Here is a 17,682-nt window from a genome sequence, read left to right as displayed (position 1 = left end):
ATTATTTTTATGTCAATGCCATTGGATTGATTTAAATGTGAATTAAATTTTCTAGTAAATTATTTCTGTAATTGGAGAATTCTGAATAGAAAGAATCGCTAATTGAAATATAACCAATAAGGTGATTTCTATCAGGTCGTTAATAACAAAGAATTACATACAATACCTGAAAACTGGATAGGGGAAATTTCCTTATATAAAAGAAAGTATAAATGGTGTGGTTTTTATTGTTATTTTTATATATAACAATGTGTTACTTGGTTTCTTGCTGGGGGGGATATTGCAATTCAATTGCTTTACTGACTTTACGGTTTATCTACAAGGTGTTAAATTGATCACGTTTCCGGTAATAAATTGGTAAAAATCATTATAAATAATTCCATTGAGCTATATCAGCCGGAAGCAGGGGATTTATCTGGGCACTGGAACTCAATCGGGCGATACGTCTTGTACCTTTATATTGAAACGCTGAAGCAGAGACTGGACGCGATAAACCAACTCAGGTTAGAACGCGCCTCTACCGCCATGAGTGCGGAATTCAAACAGGTATACAGTTTACTGCCAGTATTATTGCATTATCATCATCCGCTGATGCCAGGTTACATCAATGGTAATGTTCCCTATGGCGTGTGTTTTTTCGAGCATGATCATGATGAAGTACAGAAATCTTATCTTATTGATTTAGAGAATAAATTAAATCATGTTATAGAACCGCCTGCCAATGGTGAGCTTCCCATTACGGGTATCTATTCAATGGGGAGTACTTCGTCAATCGGGCAAAGCTGTTGTTCCGATCTGGATATTTGGGTATGTCATCAGTCATGGCTTGATAATGATGAGCGCCTTCTGCTGCAACGTAAATGTACTCTTATTGAACAGTGGGCTGCGGCGCTTGGCATCGAAGTTAATTTTTTTCTTATTGATGAAAACCGATTTCGCCATAATACCAGTGGTAGCCTTGGTGGTGAGGATTGTGGTTCTACTCAGCATATTCTGTTACTTGATGAATTTTATCGTACTGCTGTACGTATGGCCGGTAAGCGTTTGCTATGGGAGATGGTGCCAGTAGAAGAAGAAAGCCATTATGATGAATATGTTTTGTCGCTTTATGCGCAAGGTGTTCTGACTCCAAATGAGTGGCTTGATCTTGGTGGGTTGGGCGAATTATCCGCTGAGGAATACTTTGGCGCCAGTTTATGGCAACTGTACAAAAGTATCGACTCTCCTTATAAAGCTGTATTGAAAAGCCTGTTATTAGAAGCCTATTCTTGGGAATATCCCAACGGTAAGTTATTGGCAATGGAGATGAAGCAGCGTTTGCACGCGGGTGAAATTGTCTCCTTTGGCCTTGATGCATATAGCATGATGCTTGAACGTGTTACCCGCTATCTGACGGAAATTAATGATACAACTCGCTTGGATCTAATACGTCGATGCTTCTATTTAAAAGTTTGTGAAAAGCTCTCTCTTGATCAAGATGATAAAGGTTATAACGGCTGGCGGTGCCAAGTTCTGACTCAACTGGTATATGAGTGGAAGTGGGATGCAGAACGGCTGGAAATCTTGGATAACCGTAATTCATGGAAAATTGAACAGGTTCGTGATGCTCATAATGAGCTGCTTGATACCATGATGCAGAGTTATCGTAACCTAATCCGTTTCGCTCGCCGCAATAATCTGAGTGTCAGTGCCAGTCCACAGGATATTGGTGTACTGACCCGTAAGCTATACGCTGCATTTGAAGCGTTGCCGGGGAAGGTGACGTTGGTTAATCCACAGATTTCTCCAGACTTATCAGAAAAAAATTTAACATTTATTTATGTTCCTCAAGGGCGTGCAAATCGTAGTGGTTGGTATCTCTACAATCAGGCACCAACCATTGAATCAATTATTGGTCATCAGCCTCTGGAATATAACCGTTATCTGAATAAACTGGTGTCGTGGACCTATTTTAACGGCTTGTTGACAGAAAAATCCTGTATTCATATTCATAATGGTGAAGCCCAGTGTGATGAGCTGAAATTGCATGAATTAATTAACGATATTTCCGTTCATTTCCCTATCCGTCTGCCAGCCCCGACGCCAAAGGCCCTTTATAGCCCATGTGAGATTCGCCATTTGGCAATTATTGTCAATCTGGAGAAAGATCCGACCGCTGAGTTCGCCAATCAGGTCGTGCATTTTGATTTTCGTAAGCTTGATGTATTCAGCTTTGGTGAATCGCAGCAGTGTTTGGTTGGCAGTATTGACTTGCTTTACCGTAATTCATGGAATGAAGTGCGAACTTTACATTTTAGTGGTGAACAATCTGTTCTGGAAGCATTGAAAACTATTTTGGGCAAAATGCATCAGGATGCTGCGCCACCAGCAGCGGTTGAAGTGTTCTGTTACAGCCAGCATTTACGTGGACTTATCCGCACTCGAATTCAGCAACTCGTATCTGAATGTATTGAGTTGCGTTTGTCCAGCAATCGTCAGGACCCGGGCCGTTTTAAGGCGTTGCGCATTGCAGGACAGACCTGGGGGCTTTTCTTTGAACGTCTTAACGTATCTGTGCAGAAGTTAGAAAATGCGGTGGAATTTTATGGGGCAATTTCTAATAACAAATTGCATGGGTTGCCGGTAAAAATCAATACCAAAGAGACACACTTGCCCGCGGTGGTTGATGGTTTTGCCAGTGAGGGGATCATTCAATTTTTCTTCGAAAATGCGGAAGATGGCAAAGGCTTTAATATTTATATTCTGGATGAAGCCAATCGGGTAGAAATTTACTCTCATTGTGAGGGGAGTAAGGAGGAACTGGTGCGCGATGTCAGCCGGTTTTATTCTTCATCTCATGATCGGTTTACTTACGGATCAAGTTTTATTAATTTTAACCTGCCACAGTTTTATCAAATTGTCCAAATGGGAGGCCTGGTTCAGGTTATTCCATTCAGCGGATCATCTTTCTCACATTTATGTGTAACTGATGATGGGGAAAATCGCGCAGAAGAGCTGCCGGAACTTTATCGTTCTGTATCACATTATTGATTTACCCCGCCACGCGGGGTATGGGGTAATCATTCAAAACTGAACAGTTCACCACTTTGTTCTGTGATGGACTGCGCTAGCATGGTGAGGAAATCTCCGCCGCGACGGTCGCAAATCCACTGACCATCTTTATAGTCAAAATGATAACCCCCGTTTTTAGTTGCTAGCCAGATTTGATGGAAAGGTTCCTGGCGGTTGATAATAATTTTGCTATCGTTATCAAAGCTCAGGGTCATGACACCGCCATTGGTTTCACAGTCAATATCAGCATCGCCATCATAGTTATCCAGTTGCTCTTCAATATAAAGCATTAGTTGGTCAGCTAACTGATGAAATTCACTGTCGTTCATCTTCATTTCCTATTTGCTTTTCGAGGTCTAACTGCGATTATAGAGAATATTGACGTATGAATTACAGGCATTAATGCAATGAAGAAAAAATTACACGGGTTTCTGGCTATCATAACCTTATTTACACTTTCTGGTTGTGGCCTAAAAGGCCCTCTTTATTTTCCACCAGAACAACCACCGGCAGAAAAAACGACGACTGCGGCTCAGGTGCATGAAGATAGCGCGCAGAAAGAGCAGAAAGTGGGCAGCATCTTTCAGAAATAAGCGAGATAAGCCGGGTAGTTACCGCGGTTTACGGTGGAGCGTTATATGCAGTTCTCCAAAATGCATGGTCTTGGTAATGACTTTATGGTCGTTGATGCTGTGACCCAAAATGTTTATTTCTCACCAGAACTGATCTGCCGTCTGGCAGACAGGAATACGGGTATTGGCTTCGATCAATTATTGATTGTCGAAGCACCTTATGATCCGGATTTGGATTTTCATTATCGCATTTTTAATTCCGATGGTAGTGAGGTCGCACAATGTGGCAATGGTGCCCGTTGTTTTGCCCGTTTTGTCCGTCTTAAGGGATTGATTAATAAACGTGAGATAAAAGTCAGTACCCAATCAGGGCGTATGGTGCTGAGTATCACTAATGATGATCAGGTTTGCGTTAATATGGGGGAACCTGAATTTGAACCCCATAATGTACCATTTCGCGCGTTAAGAGCAGAAAAAACCTATATTTTAAGGGTGATAGAGAAAACGGTTCTTTGCAGTGTTGTTTCTATGGGGAATCCCCATTGCGTGATTCAGGTAGCAGACGTGGAGACTGCCGAAGTGGAAATTCTGGGGCCAGCACTGGAAAGCCACGAAAGATTTCCTGAACGGGCTAATATTGGTTTCATGCAAGTTTTAAATCGTGGTCATATCCGTTTACGGGTTTATGAACGTGGAGTTGGGGAAACTCAAGCTTGTGGTAGCGGTGCTTGTGCTGCGGTGGCAGTCGGCATTCAGCAACAACTACTCGACAGTCATGTTCGGGTAGATTTGCCTGGAGGCTCGCTGTTTATTTGCTGGGCAGGGCCGGGAACTCCCCTCTATATGACTGGACCGGCGACACATGTTTATGATGGCACAATTCATTTGTAATCGATTCTGTTTTGAACCGTGGGGCGTCGGAAGATGGAGAAAAAAGAAAAGCCGTTAAGCATCAGTGGTACACTTAATGATCAGGCGGTTGTGGAATATTTGTTGGAAAACCCCAACTTCTTTATCCGCAATGCACGTGCTATTGAACAGCTACAGGTTCCTCACCCGGTAAGAGAAGCTATTTCTTTGGTTGAATGGTATATGAGCCGTCAGAGAACACGCACTACTTATCTGGAAGAAGAGATAACCCTGTTAATGGAGCAGGCCAAAGTGAATGAACGGTTGTTTGAGCAATTGTTTAAATTACTTGTTGATTTGTCTGCGGCAGAAAGTTTACAGGATATGCTTGGTCGGTTGAGTTCATGGGCGAAAAATCTGGGGCTAAATAGTGCAACTATCCGTCTGTTTAGTGATAAATGGCATATTGGAGCACCGTTTAATGCGCCTGGTTTAGCGCTTTCCCGTAATGCTTTCGAACCAATCCGTATTCAGCGTTTTGGTAATAATAACCACTACCTCGGTATGCTGAACGGGCCGGAAATTTTATTGTTATTGCCACAGGTTCGTCATGTAGGTTCAGTTGCTGTATCTCTACTGGGCACTAGGGGAGAGTTGGGAGTGGTAATATTTAACAGCCGAAATCATCAGCATTATCAGGAGGGCATGGGAACGGATATGCTTGATCATCTGGCTAAGTTATTGCCGGATATACTGTCTCGATGGATTAAACGGATATGACGCAAGAAATCGATCTATTACTGGAGCCGGTTGAGGCATTTCTGCGGTATCTCAGGGTAGAGCGTCGGCTAAGCCCGGTGACTATCATTAATTACCGTCGTCATCTTTCTGCGCTGGCTGAGATGGTTTTAGCAATAAATGTTAGACAATGGGAAGATCTTGATCCTGCCAAAGTGAGAATGTTAGTAACACGTAGTCGCCGCGCTGGTTTACAGTCAGCTAACTTGTCTTTGCGCTTATCTTCCTTGCGCAGTTTCCTTGATTGGTTGGTTACTCAGGGCGTGATTGCCGTTAACCCGGGTAAAGCCGTGAGTACCCCGGGAACTAAGCGCCACCTGCCGAAAAATATTGATGTGGATGAAGTCGACCAATTACTCAATATCAATTTCAATGATCCATTATCAGTGCGTGACCGGACTATGTTGGAAGTGATGTATGGTGCAGGGTTGCGTTTATCGGAGCTGGTTAGTCTTGATTGTCAACATCTGGATCTTGAAAGTGGAGAGGTATGGGTTTTAGGTAAAGGGAGTAAAGAGCGGAAGGTTCCTGTGGGACGGACTGCGATTGAATGGCTGAATCGCTGGCTGGAGATGCGAGAATTGTTCGAACCGGGGGATAATGCTGTTTTTATCTCAAATAGGGGGCGGCGGATATCAACCCGGAATGTACAGCAGCGATTTGCGCAGTGGGGCATACGCCAAGGGATAAATACTCATATCCATCCTCATAAATTGCGTCACTCTTTTGCCACTCATATTCTAGAATCCAGTGGTGATTTGCGTGCGGTTCAGGAGCTGCTTGGTCATGCCAGCTTGTCTACTACGCAAGTTTATACCCACTTGGATTTCCAGCATTTGACAAAAGTGTATGATGTCGCTCATCCCAGAGCCAAACGAGGGAAATCGTGATGCATTTTTATCGGCCTCTTGCGCCAGTCTCAGCAATGACATTTGATCTGGATGACACACTTTACGATAATCGCCCAGTGTTAGATAAGGCAGAAGAAGAAGTACTGAATTTTGTGCGGCAATATTCTCCTAAATTTAGTCACCTTGATCATCAGGATCTGAGAGTTTTCCGTAAAGTGATACTTGAGCAACATCCTGACATTTATCATGACATGACTTTATTGCGTTGGCAGTCTGCGGAGCTGATGTTTTGTCATTACGGTTTTAGCCGTGAAGATGCTTGTCGGGGGGCAGATGAGATTACGGCCCATTTCGCACACTGGCGCAGTCAGATTGATGTGCCTGAAGCAACACATAAAACCCTGGCTATACTTGCTGAACGGATGCCATTGGTAGCTATTACGAATGGTAATGCAGAACCAGCGGCTTGTGGCCTTGCTCGTTATTTTAAATTTGTGTTGAAAGCTGGCCCTGATGGGCGCTCAAAACCTTACAGTGATATGTATCGTTTGGCAGCAGATCGTTTGAGTTTACCGCTTGGGAGAATTTTGCACGTCGGTGATGACCTGAATACCGATGTGGAAGGGGCAGTTCGTAGTGGTATGCAAGCTTGCTGGATTAATACAGAAAATAAAAAATTATTGCAGGTAGCTGAAAGTCGCCTGCTGCCGCACATTGAGATTTCCGATTTGGCTTCTTTGACAGCATTGATATAATCAAGAAATTATTCTGTATAAAAACACAGCATCCTTTGGTTGCTGTCTAATCAACTGATGGTAATTATGGACGTCTCCTATCTGCTCGAAAGTCTGAATGACAAACAACGGGAAGCTGTAGCGGCTCCGCGGACAAACATGTTGGTACTGGCCGGAGCAGGGAGTGGTAAAACCCGGGTTCTGGTACACCGGATTGCTTGGTTATTATCAGTGGAGAATGCTTCACCATTTTCCATTATGGCAGTGACTTTTACCAATAAGGCTGCCGCAGAGATGCGTCACCGGATTGAAAACTTGATCGGTACCAGTCAAGGGGGCATGTGGATTGGTACATTCCATGGTTTGGCTCATCGATTGTTACGGGCACATCATCTGGATGCCAATCTGCCACAGGATTTTCAGATTCTTGACAGCGAAGATCAGCACCGTTTGCTTAAACGTATTATCAAAGCGATGAATTTGGGTGATAAACAATGGCCGGCACGTCAGGGGATGTGGTACATCAACGGCAAAAAAGATGAAGGGTTGCGGCCACAGAATATTGAAAGTTATGGCAACCCTGTTGAGATGACATGGCAGAAAGTTTATCAAGCTTATCAGGAGGCTTGTGATCGGGCCGGGCTGGTAGATTTTGCCGAGCTTCTACTACGGGCCCATGAACTCTGGCTGAATAAACCGCAGATCTTGCAACACTACCGTGGTCGCTTTACTAATATTTTAGTAGATGAGTTTCAGGATACTAACAGTATTCAATATGCTTGGATTCATTTGCTGGCGGGGGAAACGGGAAAAGTGATGATTGTCGGGGACGATGATCAATCTATTTATGGCTGGCGTGGGGCTCAGGTTGAGAATATTCAGCGTTTTCTGAAAGATTTTTCTGGCGCTGAAACTATCCGTTTGGAGCAGAACTACCGTTCTACCAGTAATATTCTGAAAGTTGCAAATACACTGATTGCCAATAACAGTGATCGTTTGGGTAAGAATCTGTGGACTGATGGTATAGAGGGTGAACCCATTTCCCTTTATTGTGCATTTAATGAATTGGATGAAGCTCGTTATGTAGTCAGCCGGATTAAAAGCTGGCTCGAAAACGGGGGCGCGTTGAAAAACTGTGCCATACTTTACCGCAGCAATGCCCAATCCCGTGTGTTGGAAGAAGCGTTATTACAGGCATCAATGCCGTACCGTATTTATGGTGGTCAGCGGTTCTTTGAACGTCAGGAAATTAAAGATGCACTGGCTTACTTACGTTTAATTGCTAACCGCAATGATGACGCGGCGTTTGAACGCGTGGTGAATACGCCTACCCGTGGTATTGGCGACAGAACGTTGGATATTGTCCGCCAGTCTGCCCGTGAACGACAGGAAACTTTGTGGGACAGTTGTCAAACTTTGCTTCAGGAGAAAGTACTGGCCGGGCGTGCAGCCTCTTCCTTACAGCGCTTTATTGAACTGATAGAGGCGTTATCGTCAGAAACGGAAGATATGCCATTGCATGTTCAGACTGACAGGGTTATTCGTGATTCTGGCCTGCGAGCGATGTATCAGCAGGAAAAAGGTGAAAAAGCCCAGGCGCGTATAGAGAACCTTGAGGAGCTTGTCACTGCAACCCGCCAATTCAGTTATCAAGGTGAGGATGAAAATTTGATGCCATTGCAGGCATTTCTTTCCCATGCAGCGCTGGAATCAGGAGAAAGTCAGGCAGATGCCTATCAGGATTCAGTGCAACTGATGACATTACATTCGGCTAAAGGGTTAGAGTTCCCACAGGTATTTATTGTTGGTATGGAAGAAGGTATGTTCCCAAGCCAGATGTCGATTGAAGAAGGTGGACGTTTGGAAGAAGAGCGTCGTCTGGCTTATGTGGGCCTGACACGAGCAATGGAAAAATTGACAATCACTTATGCAGAAAGCCGCCGTTTATATGGTAAAGAAGTTTATCATCGGCCATCCCGTTTTATTGGGGAGCTGCCACCAGAATGTATTGAAGAGGTTCGGTTACGTGCGACAGTCTCTCGTCCAGTCAGCCATCGTCGGTTAGGTACGCCAATAAGTTCCAATGATAGTGGTTATACTCTCGGACAACGTGTTCGTCACCCTAAATTTGGTGAAGGAACCATTGTTAATATGGAGGGTGATGGTGAACACAGCCGGTTGCAAATCGCGTTTCAGGGCGAAGGGATTAAGTGGTTGGTAGCTGCTTATGCCAGGCTTGAAACGGTCTGAAAATAATATCCAGGTTGAATGTTGACACGCTTTTTCTTCTAAGCGTAACATTCGCGCCTTACGATCATGTAGGGAGTAAAGGAGACTTATGATACATGCTGAGCGCATTTAAGTTAGAGAATAATCGCCTGCTCCGTCTTGAATTAGAAGAGGGAGAAAAGTTATCCGATTCCTTGTGGGTAGATTTGGTCGAGCCGGAAGAACAAGATAGGCTTCATGTTCAAAATGAATTAGGCCAAATTTTGGCAACTCGACCGGAATTGGATGATATTGAGGCATCGGCGCGTTTTTTTGAAGATGAAGACGGAATACACGTCCACTCATTTTTTTACTTTGAAGACGCAGAAGACCATGCAGGCAACGCAACAGTTGCATTTACTATTCGTGATGGTCGTCTCTATACATTGCGAGAGCGTGAGCTCCCTGCATTCCGATTGTACCGTATGCGTGCTCGTAATCAGATATTAGTTGATGGTAATGCTTATGAAGTGCTGATGGATTTGTTTGAAACAAAAATCGAACAGCTGGCTGATGTTATCGAAAATATTTATAGCGTGCTGGAATCCCTGAGCCGGGTCATTATGGAAGGGAAACAGGGGGATGAGTTTGATATTGCCTTGTCCAGTCTTGCTGAGCAGGAAGATATTGGTTGGAAGGTTCGTTTGTGCCTTATGGATACTCAGCGTGCGCTTAACTTTTTGGTGCGACGTGCCCGTTTACCGGCTGATCAGCTTGAGCAAGCCCGTGAAATACTGCGGGATATCGAATCCTTGTTGCCACATAATGAATCCTTGTTCCAAAAAGTTAACTTCCTGATGCAGGCAGCAATGGGTTTTATCAATATAGAACAGAGCCGGATTATCAAAATCTTCTCAGTTGTCTCTGTGGTATTTTTGCCACCAACGTTGGTGGCTTCCAGTTACGGTATGAACTTTGAATTTATGCCAGAGCTACACTGGACATTTGGTTATCCAGGCGCAATTGGTTTAATGATTGCGGCTGGTCTTGCACCGTATCTCTATTTTAAGCGGAAGAATTGGCTTTAGTTTAATTACAGATTACCGACAAAATGCTGGTTTTTTTATCCGGCATTTTGTTTTAATCTAGTTCCGTTCACCGAACAGAGCTTGCCGCCATTGATTTCGAATTTATCCTCGAATCAGTTGCTCTTTTGTATTGCCATAATCATGGCCAGCCTGCTATCGATCCGGTATATACCCGTGATCATTGAAGATGCTTGATTTTATACGAAATGGAGATCATTATCCTCGCTATGAAAATATTTATTACATCAGAACAAAAAATCAAACTTGAGCGTCTTCACGACACAACTCGTGATGGTCAAGTGCGAGACAGAATAAAAGCTATCCTTCTGGCCTCTGAAGGGTGGAGTGCTGTGATGATAGCCCAAGCATTGCGACTCCATCAGACCATTGTTGACCGCCATATCAGTGATTACCTTAATCAAGGTAAACTTAAATCTGATAATGGGGGCTGATAGTTGACTTTCTCTAAAGCAAACTGATTTTTTAATCAACCACTTATCTCAACATCTTTTCCATCACCCACATGAAATCGTGACCTATGTTGCTCAGCTCTGGAATATTACTTTTAGCATTCCAAGAATATCAAACCATCAATGATGACAACATTTGCTATTTTTTCAATGAAATAAGAAAGTCTTATCCTGACTATCATCAAAAAATTCATCTTATTGTGGATGGGGCGGGTTACAACAAAGCTCATCTTGTGAAGGAGTGGGCTTATGTGAGCAATATTGAGTGACATTACCTTCCTCCCTATAGCCCAAATTTAAATCCGATAGAGCGATTATGGAAGGTCATGAATGAACAGGTTCGAAATAACCGTTATTTCGCTGATAAACATGAATTTCGAGACAAAGTCTTCAAATTTTTCACCACAACGCTACCTGATATAGCGGACTCACTGATGTCTAGAATTAACGACCATTTTCAGGTGTTAAAAACTCCAAGATGGATCGCGACGGCAAGGGAGCGAATCCCCGGGAGCATAGATAACTATGTCATAGAGAACGATGTGACTGGGGTGAGTGAGTGCAGCCAACAAAGAGGCAACTTGAAAGATAACAGGTATAATTATTAAAAATAGAGTGAATGTGATGATATAAGACATTAATTTTAAAGAACATGATTGTATTGCAACTATGTCCTGTGATTTTTTTATCATATGTACTTAATCATACAAATTGCTGTCCCTAATTGAGTGTATTCTTTTCCTAAACGTTCAAAGCTAAGAGCAATATAAAACCCTTCGGCTTGAGGATTAGCCAGAACTCGCAATGATGTTCCTCCTTTTGTATGAACATTATTCAATGCTGTCTATACCAATTGCTTGCTAATACCCTGATGCCAAAAAGCCGGTTCAATAAATAATCCATCAAGTTCTGAATTTCCATCAGATTGTGGCAATACAACACTGAACCCTAGAATTACGCCAGCTTGTTCCGCAATATAAATATATCCTGCTGCAATATATTCTGTAGGGAGTTCTATCATGTGAGGATTTGCTAATAATAACTTGCAATCATCTTCCCACATCAAAGAGGCACGTAACTGGAGTGCTTCAAGGGTAATTTGTTCTGTTGTTTTGGCTAATCTGATGGTTATTTTCATTATTTTTGTTATCTCTGCAATTTACGCTGCGTATATACGGCATCCAGTGTAAATAGCACCAATGCAGCCCAGATAAAGCCGAAAGTAATCAGCCGGTCAGTGCCTATTTGTTCATCGTAAACCAAGGTTGCCAGCAAGAACATCAATGTTGGGCCGACATACTGGAAGAATCCAAGCGTAGATAGACGCAGATGAGCAGCAGCTTCTGTGAATAACAGTAATGGTACAGTAGTGATAATGCCCGCAGAAATCAGCCATAAATTAAGTGTCGTAGAGTTGGTACTTAAATCACTGGTTGAGCTGTTGGCAAAACCAAACAGGTAAATGGCCGCAACCGGCAGTAACCACAGTGTTTCAATCGTCATGCCTGTTTGCGCATCAACATTCATCTTCTTCCGAAGCAGGGCATACAAGGCAAAAGTGACCGCTAAACTTAACCCAATAACTGGTATAGAACCAAATTGCCATAGCTGGATTAACACGCCGGTAAAAGCCAAAATAACAGCAGTCCATTGCATTCGACGGAAACGTTCACTCAAAAACAACATACCAAATAAAACGTTAACCAGTGGGCTAATAAAATAACCTAAACTAGCCTCCAACATATGACCGTGGTTTACCGCCCAGATGTAAATCAGCCAGTTACAGGCAACCACAGTAGCAGTCACGGCCAGCAATAACACTTTTTTAGGTTGATGAAAAACTTTGGCTACCTGTGACCAGTGGCGAGTTAATGTTACCAGCAACAACATAAAGAAAAATGACCATATGACACGATGGGTCAAAATTTCGTCAGCAGGTACTTGCTGAATATGTTTGAAATAAACTGGAGCAATTCCCCAGATAAAACAGGCTCCGAAGGCGTATAAAACTCCTTTGGTGGTTTGTGGTTTGTTCATATTGTCCTGATATAAATATAAGGTGGAAAAAGTGTAATGAGCTGTTAGCCCGTTAACATGGAAATAATATGTCACCGGGCTGAATATTACGCAATGGATTAAAGAGTTAAAATTATATGATTAGCCAACCAGATAAGCTGCCGTTGCGCCGGCAATATGGGATCTCTGCTCATTATGGAGTTCAGCTCTGGCAACAGAAACTTTATTTCCACTACGGATAATGCTGCTGGTGGCAGTAAATACCTCACCTCTGCCGGGGCGTAGATAATCCACCCGCAAATCGATAGTTCCCATTGTTGATAATCGCTTTTCTAATTCTTCTCGTGAAATAGGTGTCAGGCGGCTTAACGTATTACCGATGCAGACCAATCCGGCACATACATCCAATACTGAGGCAATCACACCACCATGCAAAATCTTCTGCGCGATATTACCCACCAGTTTACTCTGATTATGGAACTGTATTTCTGCATAATCCTGTTCAAATCGAAGTAATTCAAGCCCTAATAACTGGTTAAATGGCATATGATGAACAAAAGCATCCCCAATCAGTTGGCGGGCTTCCTCTAGGGTTATTTCAGTTGTAGGCATTTAATTTAATCCCAAATTAAGGTATGTGTTATTAACATTACTTTATATAGTTAATTAATTGTTAATATTATGCTTTTGTTGCTAACCTTGCCAGTTTACCGGGAATATAGAGTAATCACCTGAAAAAAATCAAATTACTAAATAATATGATTGGATGTCACCATAGCAAATTGAAGCAGATAGAAACCCAGATATTGGGTTTAACTGACTGAAAATAGACTATTTCACATTTAAAAGTATTGAGGTCAACTGATTAACTTTGGGGAAAGGAAATAGTCAAAGATTTGTCCAGATTGTGTTGGTATCGGACTGATTGTTCAATGACATGCTGTAATTATTCCAAGAGTGAGATAGCATAATGCCCAGACGTTTATTGAATAATGTCTGTGATTTTTTAATGGTTGAGGAAAAGCGTGTCTACCGCAGAAGTCATCAATACGATATCACTGACAGAGCAGGTATTGCGGGAAACCTTTGGTTATCAGCAATTTCGGTCTGGTCAGCAACAAGTCATTAATACCATTCTTGAAGGGCGTGACTGTTTGGTCATTATGCCGACGGGTGGTGGTAAATCGTTGTGTTACCAAATCCCGGCACTGGTACAGGATGGGATCACGTTGGTTGTTTCCCCATTGATCTCTTTGATGAAAGATCAGGTGGATCAATTGCAGGCAAATGGTGTTGCGGCTGATTGCCTGAATTCAACTCAGGCTCGCGAACAGCAGATTGATGTGATCCGGCGTTGTCGTCAGGGAATGATCAAATTGCTGTATATCGCTCCTGAACGCTTGATGATGGATAACTTCCTTGAGCAACTTCTGGAATGGCAACCGGCTATGCTGGCGGTGGATGAAGCACATTGTATTTCACAGTGGGGCCATGATTTTCGGCCTGAATACCGGGCGTTGGGGCAGCTCAGGCAACGGTTTCCAACATTACCGGTCATTGCGTTGACTGCGACCGCTGACGAAACTACCCGCAATGATATTGTCCGTCTACTAAATCTTAATAATCCGCTTATTCATATCAGCAGTTTTGATCGTCCGAATATTCGTTATACCTTGATAGAAAAATACAAGCCATTAGATCAATTATGGTTATTTATCCGCGCTCAAAAAGGTAAAAGTGGCATCATTTATTGCAACAGCCGCAGCAAAGTTGAAGAAACGTCAGAGCGCTTACAAAAACGTGGCTTAAGTGTTGCACCATATCATGCCGGGTTAGATAACAGCCAACGTGCTCGGGTACAGGATGCATTTCAACGTGATGATTTGCAGGTTGTTGTGGCAACAGTCGCGTTTGGTATGGGAATTAATAAACCCAATGTCAGGTTTGTGGTTCATTTTAATATTCCACGTAATATTGAATCCTATTATCAGGAGACAGGGCGTGCCGGACGTGATGGCCTACCTGCGGAAGCGGTATTATTCTATGATCCGGCTGATATGGTATGGCTTCGCCGTTGTTTGGAAGAAAAACCTGTTGGCACGCAACAGGATATTGAACGGCATAAACTTAATGCAATGGGCGCTTTTGCCGAAGCACAAACTTGCCGCCGTCTGGTATTGCTGAATTATTTTGGTGAAAATAAGCAAAACCTTTGCGGCAACTGTGATATTTGCCTTGATCCACCTAAAAATTATGATGGTCTGGTGGATGCACAAAAAGCGCTTTCTTGTGTTTACCGGGTTGGTCAGCGCTTTGGTATCGGTTATATCGTTGAAGTGCTCAGAGGTGCGAATAATCAGCGTATCCGTGATATGGGGCATGACCGTTTGCCCGTTTATGGTATCGGTAAAGAACAAAGCCAGGAGTATTGGATCAGTGTATTGCGGCAACTTATTCACTTAGGCTTTATTAGTCAAAACATCACCAATTATTCTGCATTACAATTAACAGCAGCTGCGCGGCCAGTATTGCGTGGTGAAGTTCCGCTAAAACTGGCTGTTCCCCGAATACAGAGCCTGAAAGGGCGCAGTCAGCAAAGTAAATCGTATAGTGGTAATTACGATCGCAAGCTGTTTGCTAAGCTGCGTAAATTGCGAAAATCGATTGCTGACGAAAATAATATCCCTCCCTTTGTTGTATTTAACGATGTCACCTTGATTGAAATGTCAGAGCAATGCCCGGTCACAGCGGATGAAATGTTATTAATTAACGGAGTAGGGCAACGAAAACTTGAACGTTTTGGTGATGTCTTTATGGCTTTGATCCATGAACATTTGGAGGAATTCGAATAGCTTGAGGATAATTTATGATGCCCGAAAGATTGAAAGAAAGCTGGCTCAATCGTGAGATACAGTTCTCTGCTTTTGCTAGCGGGCCTCTGCTAGATTTCTGGCAAACCAGAGAAGAACATGAGTTTATTGGTATTGATAATGTGCTGATACGCTATGTCCGTTTTTGTACAACCACAAAGAATCATAGAGCGGTTGTTATCTTGCCTGGCCGAAGTGAAAGTTATGTCAAATACCCGGAAGTGGCATTTGATTTCTATCACTTAGGTTACGATGTTTTTATTATTGATCATCGTGGGCAGGGGCGATCCAGCAGGATGCTTGAAGATCCGCAAAAAGGGCATGTAGAAAAATTCAATGACTATATTGATGATGTTGAAACGTTTATAGAAAGAGAAATTATTCCTCGTCACTATTCCCACTGTTATGCGCTGGCTCATTCCATGGGGGCGGCAATATTAGGGGGATTTTTATTACGTCATAGCCAGGTTTTTGATGCAGCGGCCCTGTGCGCTCCAATGTTTGGTATTAACTTACCCATGCCACGTTGGTTGGCAACCTTTCTGGTAAACCGGGCAGAAAAGCACCCGGATATACGCAACAATTACGCCGTATTAACCGGGAAATGGCGCCCGTTGCCTTATTTGATCAACCTTCTGACACATAGCCAGGAACGTTATTGCCGCTACCTTCGTTATTACGCGGATGACCCAGAATTACGTATCGGTGGCCCGACATATCATTGGATGCGGGAAAGTATGTTAGTTGGCGACATGCTGATAGAAAAAGCAGGAAAAATTGAGACACCACTGATGGTTTTAAAAGCCAGTGAAGATAAGGTCATTAATAATCAGAAACTACGGGCTTTTTGTAAATCACGTCAGAAAAAAGAGATTCTTGTTCAAGAGCAGCTACCTTTGATTATACAAGGGGCACATCATGAAATCCTGTTTGAAAAAGATAAATTACGTAGCCAGGCACTCAACGCCATTTGTGATTTTTTTGATCAAAATTGATTTAATTTAGGAACCATAACTATGTATCACATTGTTGCTTCAGATTTAGATGGCACTTTGCTGTCTCCTGATCACAAATTAACTTCTTACACCAAGGAAACACTTAATTTACTGACAAACAAAGGCATTCATTTTATTTTTGCTACTGGCCGTCATCATGTGGATGTTGCGCAAATCCGTGACAGTCTTGGTATTGATGCCTATATGATTACTTCCAATGGTGCCCGGGTACACAACACTGCGGGTGAACTGGTTTTCAGCCACAACGTTGATCCTGATATTGTGCATGACTTATGTTTAATGGAGTTTGATAATCCCAATATTCTGACGAATTATTACTGTAATGACGACTGGTATATAAATCGTGAAAGCCCTGAGCAGGAAGAATTTTTCCAGGAGTCAGTATTCCATTATCAGCTTTTTGAGCGTGATAGTTTTAAGACTGATGGGGTGTGCAAAGTTTACTTTACCTGTGAAGATCATGATTTATTGATCACTTTGGAGGAGGCAATTAACGCACGTTGGGGTGACAGAGTAAATGTGAGTTTTTCATTGCGTAATTGTCTGGAGGTTATGGCTGGTGGTGTTTCCAAAGGTCATGCACTTGAGCAGGTTGCTAAATCTATAGGTTATAAACTAAGTGATTGCATAGCTTTTGGTGATGGGATGAATGATCTGGAAATGCTAATGGCGGCAGGTAAGGGATGTATTATGCGGGACGCTCACCAGCGCTTGAAAGATATCCTGCCAGATATGGATGTGATTGGCTCAAATGCGGATGATGCTGTTTCCCGCTATTTATGCAAAATGTATCAGGTTTAATTGGTTAGTCATCATTAAGCGTTATTGACTCAGATTACTGGTGAAAATGTGAGTTCTTTAATTGGTACTTAATGATTAACTGCCTTTTCAAGTCAAGCCGTGCGGATAGATGTATCCCGCGGTTTTTTTGTTTTTACTATTGTCCTGAGGAAAAATCAGAATGGTTTTAAAATCTGGAAAAAGGGTAAGCGTATCACGAAGAAACAGGTAAAAGCTTTAATCATTAAAGGTAAAATAGAAATGATTAAAGTTTTTTAAGTAGATAGAAAATGCGGTTTTTAAGTTTATTTAAAAATGACGAATTAACTAACAAGAATATCAATCACAAATTTATTTTTATCGGTGATTAATTTAGACT

General features: G+C 42.5%; 15 protein-coding genes and 1 pseudogene. 12 read left to right on the top strand and 4 right to left on the bottom strand.

Annotation, left to right across the window (positions count from 1 at the left end; all coding sequences use genetic code 11):
- Positions 1 to 447: 447 nt before the first annotated feature.
- Positions 448 to 3,030 carry a class I adenylate cyclase gene (locus AM629_RS18255; RefSeq protein WP_054480837.1) on the top strand — a complete coding sequence of 861 codons (2,583 nt, stop codon included), beginning with the start codon at positions 448 to 450 and terminating at the stop codon, positions 3,028 to 3,030.
- Between the two features lie 29 nt (positions 3,031 to 3,059).
- Here AM629_RS18255 and cyaY read toward each other — a convergent pair whose 3' ends face one another.
- The gene (gene cyaY, locus AM629_RS18250; RefSeq protein WP_054480833.1) at positions 3,060 to 3,380 is read right to left on the bottom strand and encodes an iron donor protein CyaY; all 321 of its coding nucleotides are present in this window, start codon (positions 3,378 to 3,380) and stop codon (positions 3,060 to 3,062) included.
- Positions 3,381 to 3,458: 78 nt separating this feature from the next.
- On the opposite strand from cyaY, the gene lptM reads away from it, so the two are divergent.
- The 8 genes and pseudogenes from lptM to AM629_RS23085 form a co-directional block, all read left to right on the top strand.
- The gene (lptM, locus tag AM629_RS18245; protein WP_054480831.1) at positions 3,459 to 3,644 is read left to right on the top strand and encodes an LPS translocon maturation chaperone LptM; all 186 of its coding nucleotides are present in this window, start codon (positions 3,459 to 3,461) and stop codon (positions 3,642 to 3,644) included.
- Positions 3,645 to 3,689: 45 nt separating this feature from the next.
- On the top strand, positions 3,690 to 4,514 hold the full coding sequence (dapF, locus tag AM629_RS18240) for a diaminopimelate epimerase (protein ID WP_054480829.1): 825 nt from the start codon (positions 3,690 to 3,692) through the stop codon (positions 4,512 to 4,514).
- Positions 4,515 to 4,547: 33 nt separating this feature from the next.
- The gene (locus AM629_RS18235) at positions 4,548 to 5,252 is read left to right on the top strand and encodes a DUF484 domain-containing protein (RefSeq protein ID WP_054480827.1); all 705 of its coding nucleotides are present in this window, start codon (positions 4,548 to 4,550) and stop codon (positions 5,250 to 5,252) included.
- Positions 5,249 to 6,160 carry a tyrosine recombinase XerC gene (xerC, locus tag AM629_RS18230; protein ID WP_054480825.1) on the top strand — a complete coding sequence of 304 codons (912 nt, stop codon included), beginning with the start codon at positions 5,249 to 5,251 and terminating at the stop codon, positions 6,158 to 6,160. The genes AM629_RS18235 and xerC overlap by 4 nt, the downstream gene beginning before the upstream one ends.
- Entirely contained in the window at positions 6,160 to 6,876 is a 717-nt protein-coding gene (gene yigB, locus AM629_RS18225; RefSeq protein WP_054480823.1) for a 5-amino-6-(5-phospho-D-ribitylamino)uracil phosphatase YigB, read from the top strand. Before xerC ends, yigB begins: the two co-directional genes overlap by 1 nt.
- Before the next feature lie 66 nt (positions 6,877 to 6,942).
- Positions 6,943 to 9,105, top strand: coding sequence for a DNA helicase II (gene uvrD / locus AM629_RS18220; protein ID WP_152912030.1), 2,163 nt, complete (start codon positions 6,943 to 6,945; stop codon positions 9,103 to 9,105).
- Positions 9,106 to 9,200: 95 nt separating this feature from the next.
- Positions 9,201 to 10,151: a magnesium/cobalt transporter CorA gene (gene corA, locus AM629_RS18215; protein WP_054480821.1), complete on the top strand. Its 951-nt coding sequence runs from the start codon at positions 9,201 to 9,203 to the stop codon at positions 10,149 to 10,151.
- Between the two features lie 227 nt (positions 10,152 to 10,378).
- Positions 10,379 to 11,100: pseudogene (locus AM629_RS23085) on the top strand (IS630 family transposase); the annotation flags it as partial.
- A gap of 365 nt (positions 11,101 to 11,465) precedes the next feature.
- Here the strand turns inward: AM629_RS23085 and AM629_RS18195 are convergent.
- The 3 genes from AM629_RS18195 to AM629_RS18185 all read right to left on the bottom strand — a co-directional run bounded on the left by AM629_RS18195 (position 11,466) and on the right by AM629_RS18185 (position 13,249).
- Positions 11,466 to 11,759: a GNAT family N-acetyltransferase gene (locus tag AM629_RS18195; RefSeq protein ID WP_054480815.1), complete on the bottom strand. Its 294-nt coding sequence runs from the start codon at positions 11,757 to 11,759 to the stop codon at positions 11,466 to 11,468.
- A gap of 8 nt (positions 11,760 to 11,767) precedes the next feature.
- On the bottom strand, positions 11,768 to 12,658 hold the full coding sequence (gene rarD / locus AM629_RS18190) for an EamA family transporter RarD (RefSeq protein WP_054480813.1): 891 nt from the start codon (positions 12,656 to 12,658) through the stop codon (positions 11,768 to 11,770).
- A gap of 120 nt (positions 12,659 to 12,778) precedes the next feature.
- Positions 12,779 to 13,249: a thioesterase family protein gene (locus tag AM629_RS18185; RefSeq protein WP_054480811.1), complete on the bottom strand. Its 471-nt coding sequence runs from the start codon at positions 13,247 to 13,249 to the stop codon at positions 12,779 to 12,781.
- 413 nt (positions 13,250 to 13,662) lie between these two features.
- Here AM629_RS18185 and recQ point away from each other — a divergent pair, with 413 nt between their 5' ends.
- The 3 genes from recQ to yigL are packed head-to-tail and all read left to right on the top strand — an operon-like array spanning position 13,663 to position 17,324.
- Positions 13,663 to 15,489, top strand: coding sequence for an ATP-dependent DNA helicase RecQ (gene recQ / locus AM629_RS18180; protein ID WP_054480809.1), 1,827 nt, complete (start codon positions 13,663 to 13,665; stop codon positions 15,487 to 15,489).
- A 14-nt stretch (positions 15,490 to 15,503) separates the two neighbouring features.
- Positions 15,504 to 16,502 (top strand): lysophospholipase L2, encoded by a 999-nt coding sequence (gene pldB, locus AM629_RS18175; protein ID WP_054480807.1) that lies wholly within the window; start codon positions 15,504 to 15,506, stop codon positions 16,500 to 16,502.
- A 21-nt stretch (positions 16,503 to 16,523) separates the two neighbouring features.
- Entirely contained in the window at positions 16,524 to 17,324 is an 801-nt protein-coding gene (gene yigL / locus AM629_RS18170; RefSeq protein WP_054480805.1) for a sugar/pyridoxal phosphate phosphatase YigL, read from the top strand.
- The last annotated feature ends 358 nt before the right edge of the window (positions 17,325 to 17,682 follow it).

This window comes from Photorhabdus heterorhabditis, assembly GCF_001280945.1.
GTDB lineage: Bacteria > Pseudomonadota > Gammaproteobacteria > Enterobacterales > Enterobacteriaceae > Photorhabdus > Photorhabdus heterorhabditis.
This window is presented reverse-complemented; position numbering and strand designations above follow the sequence as displayed.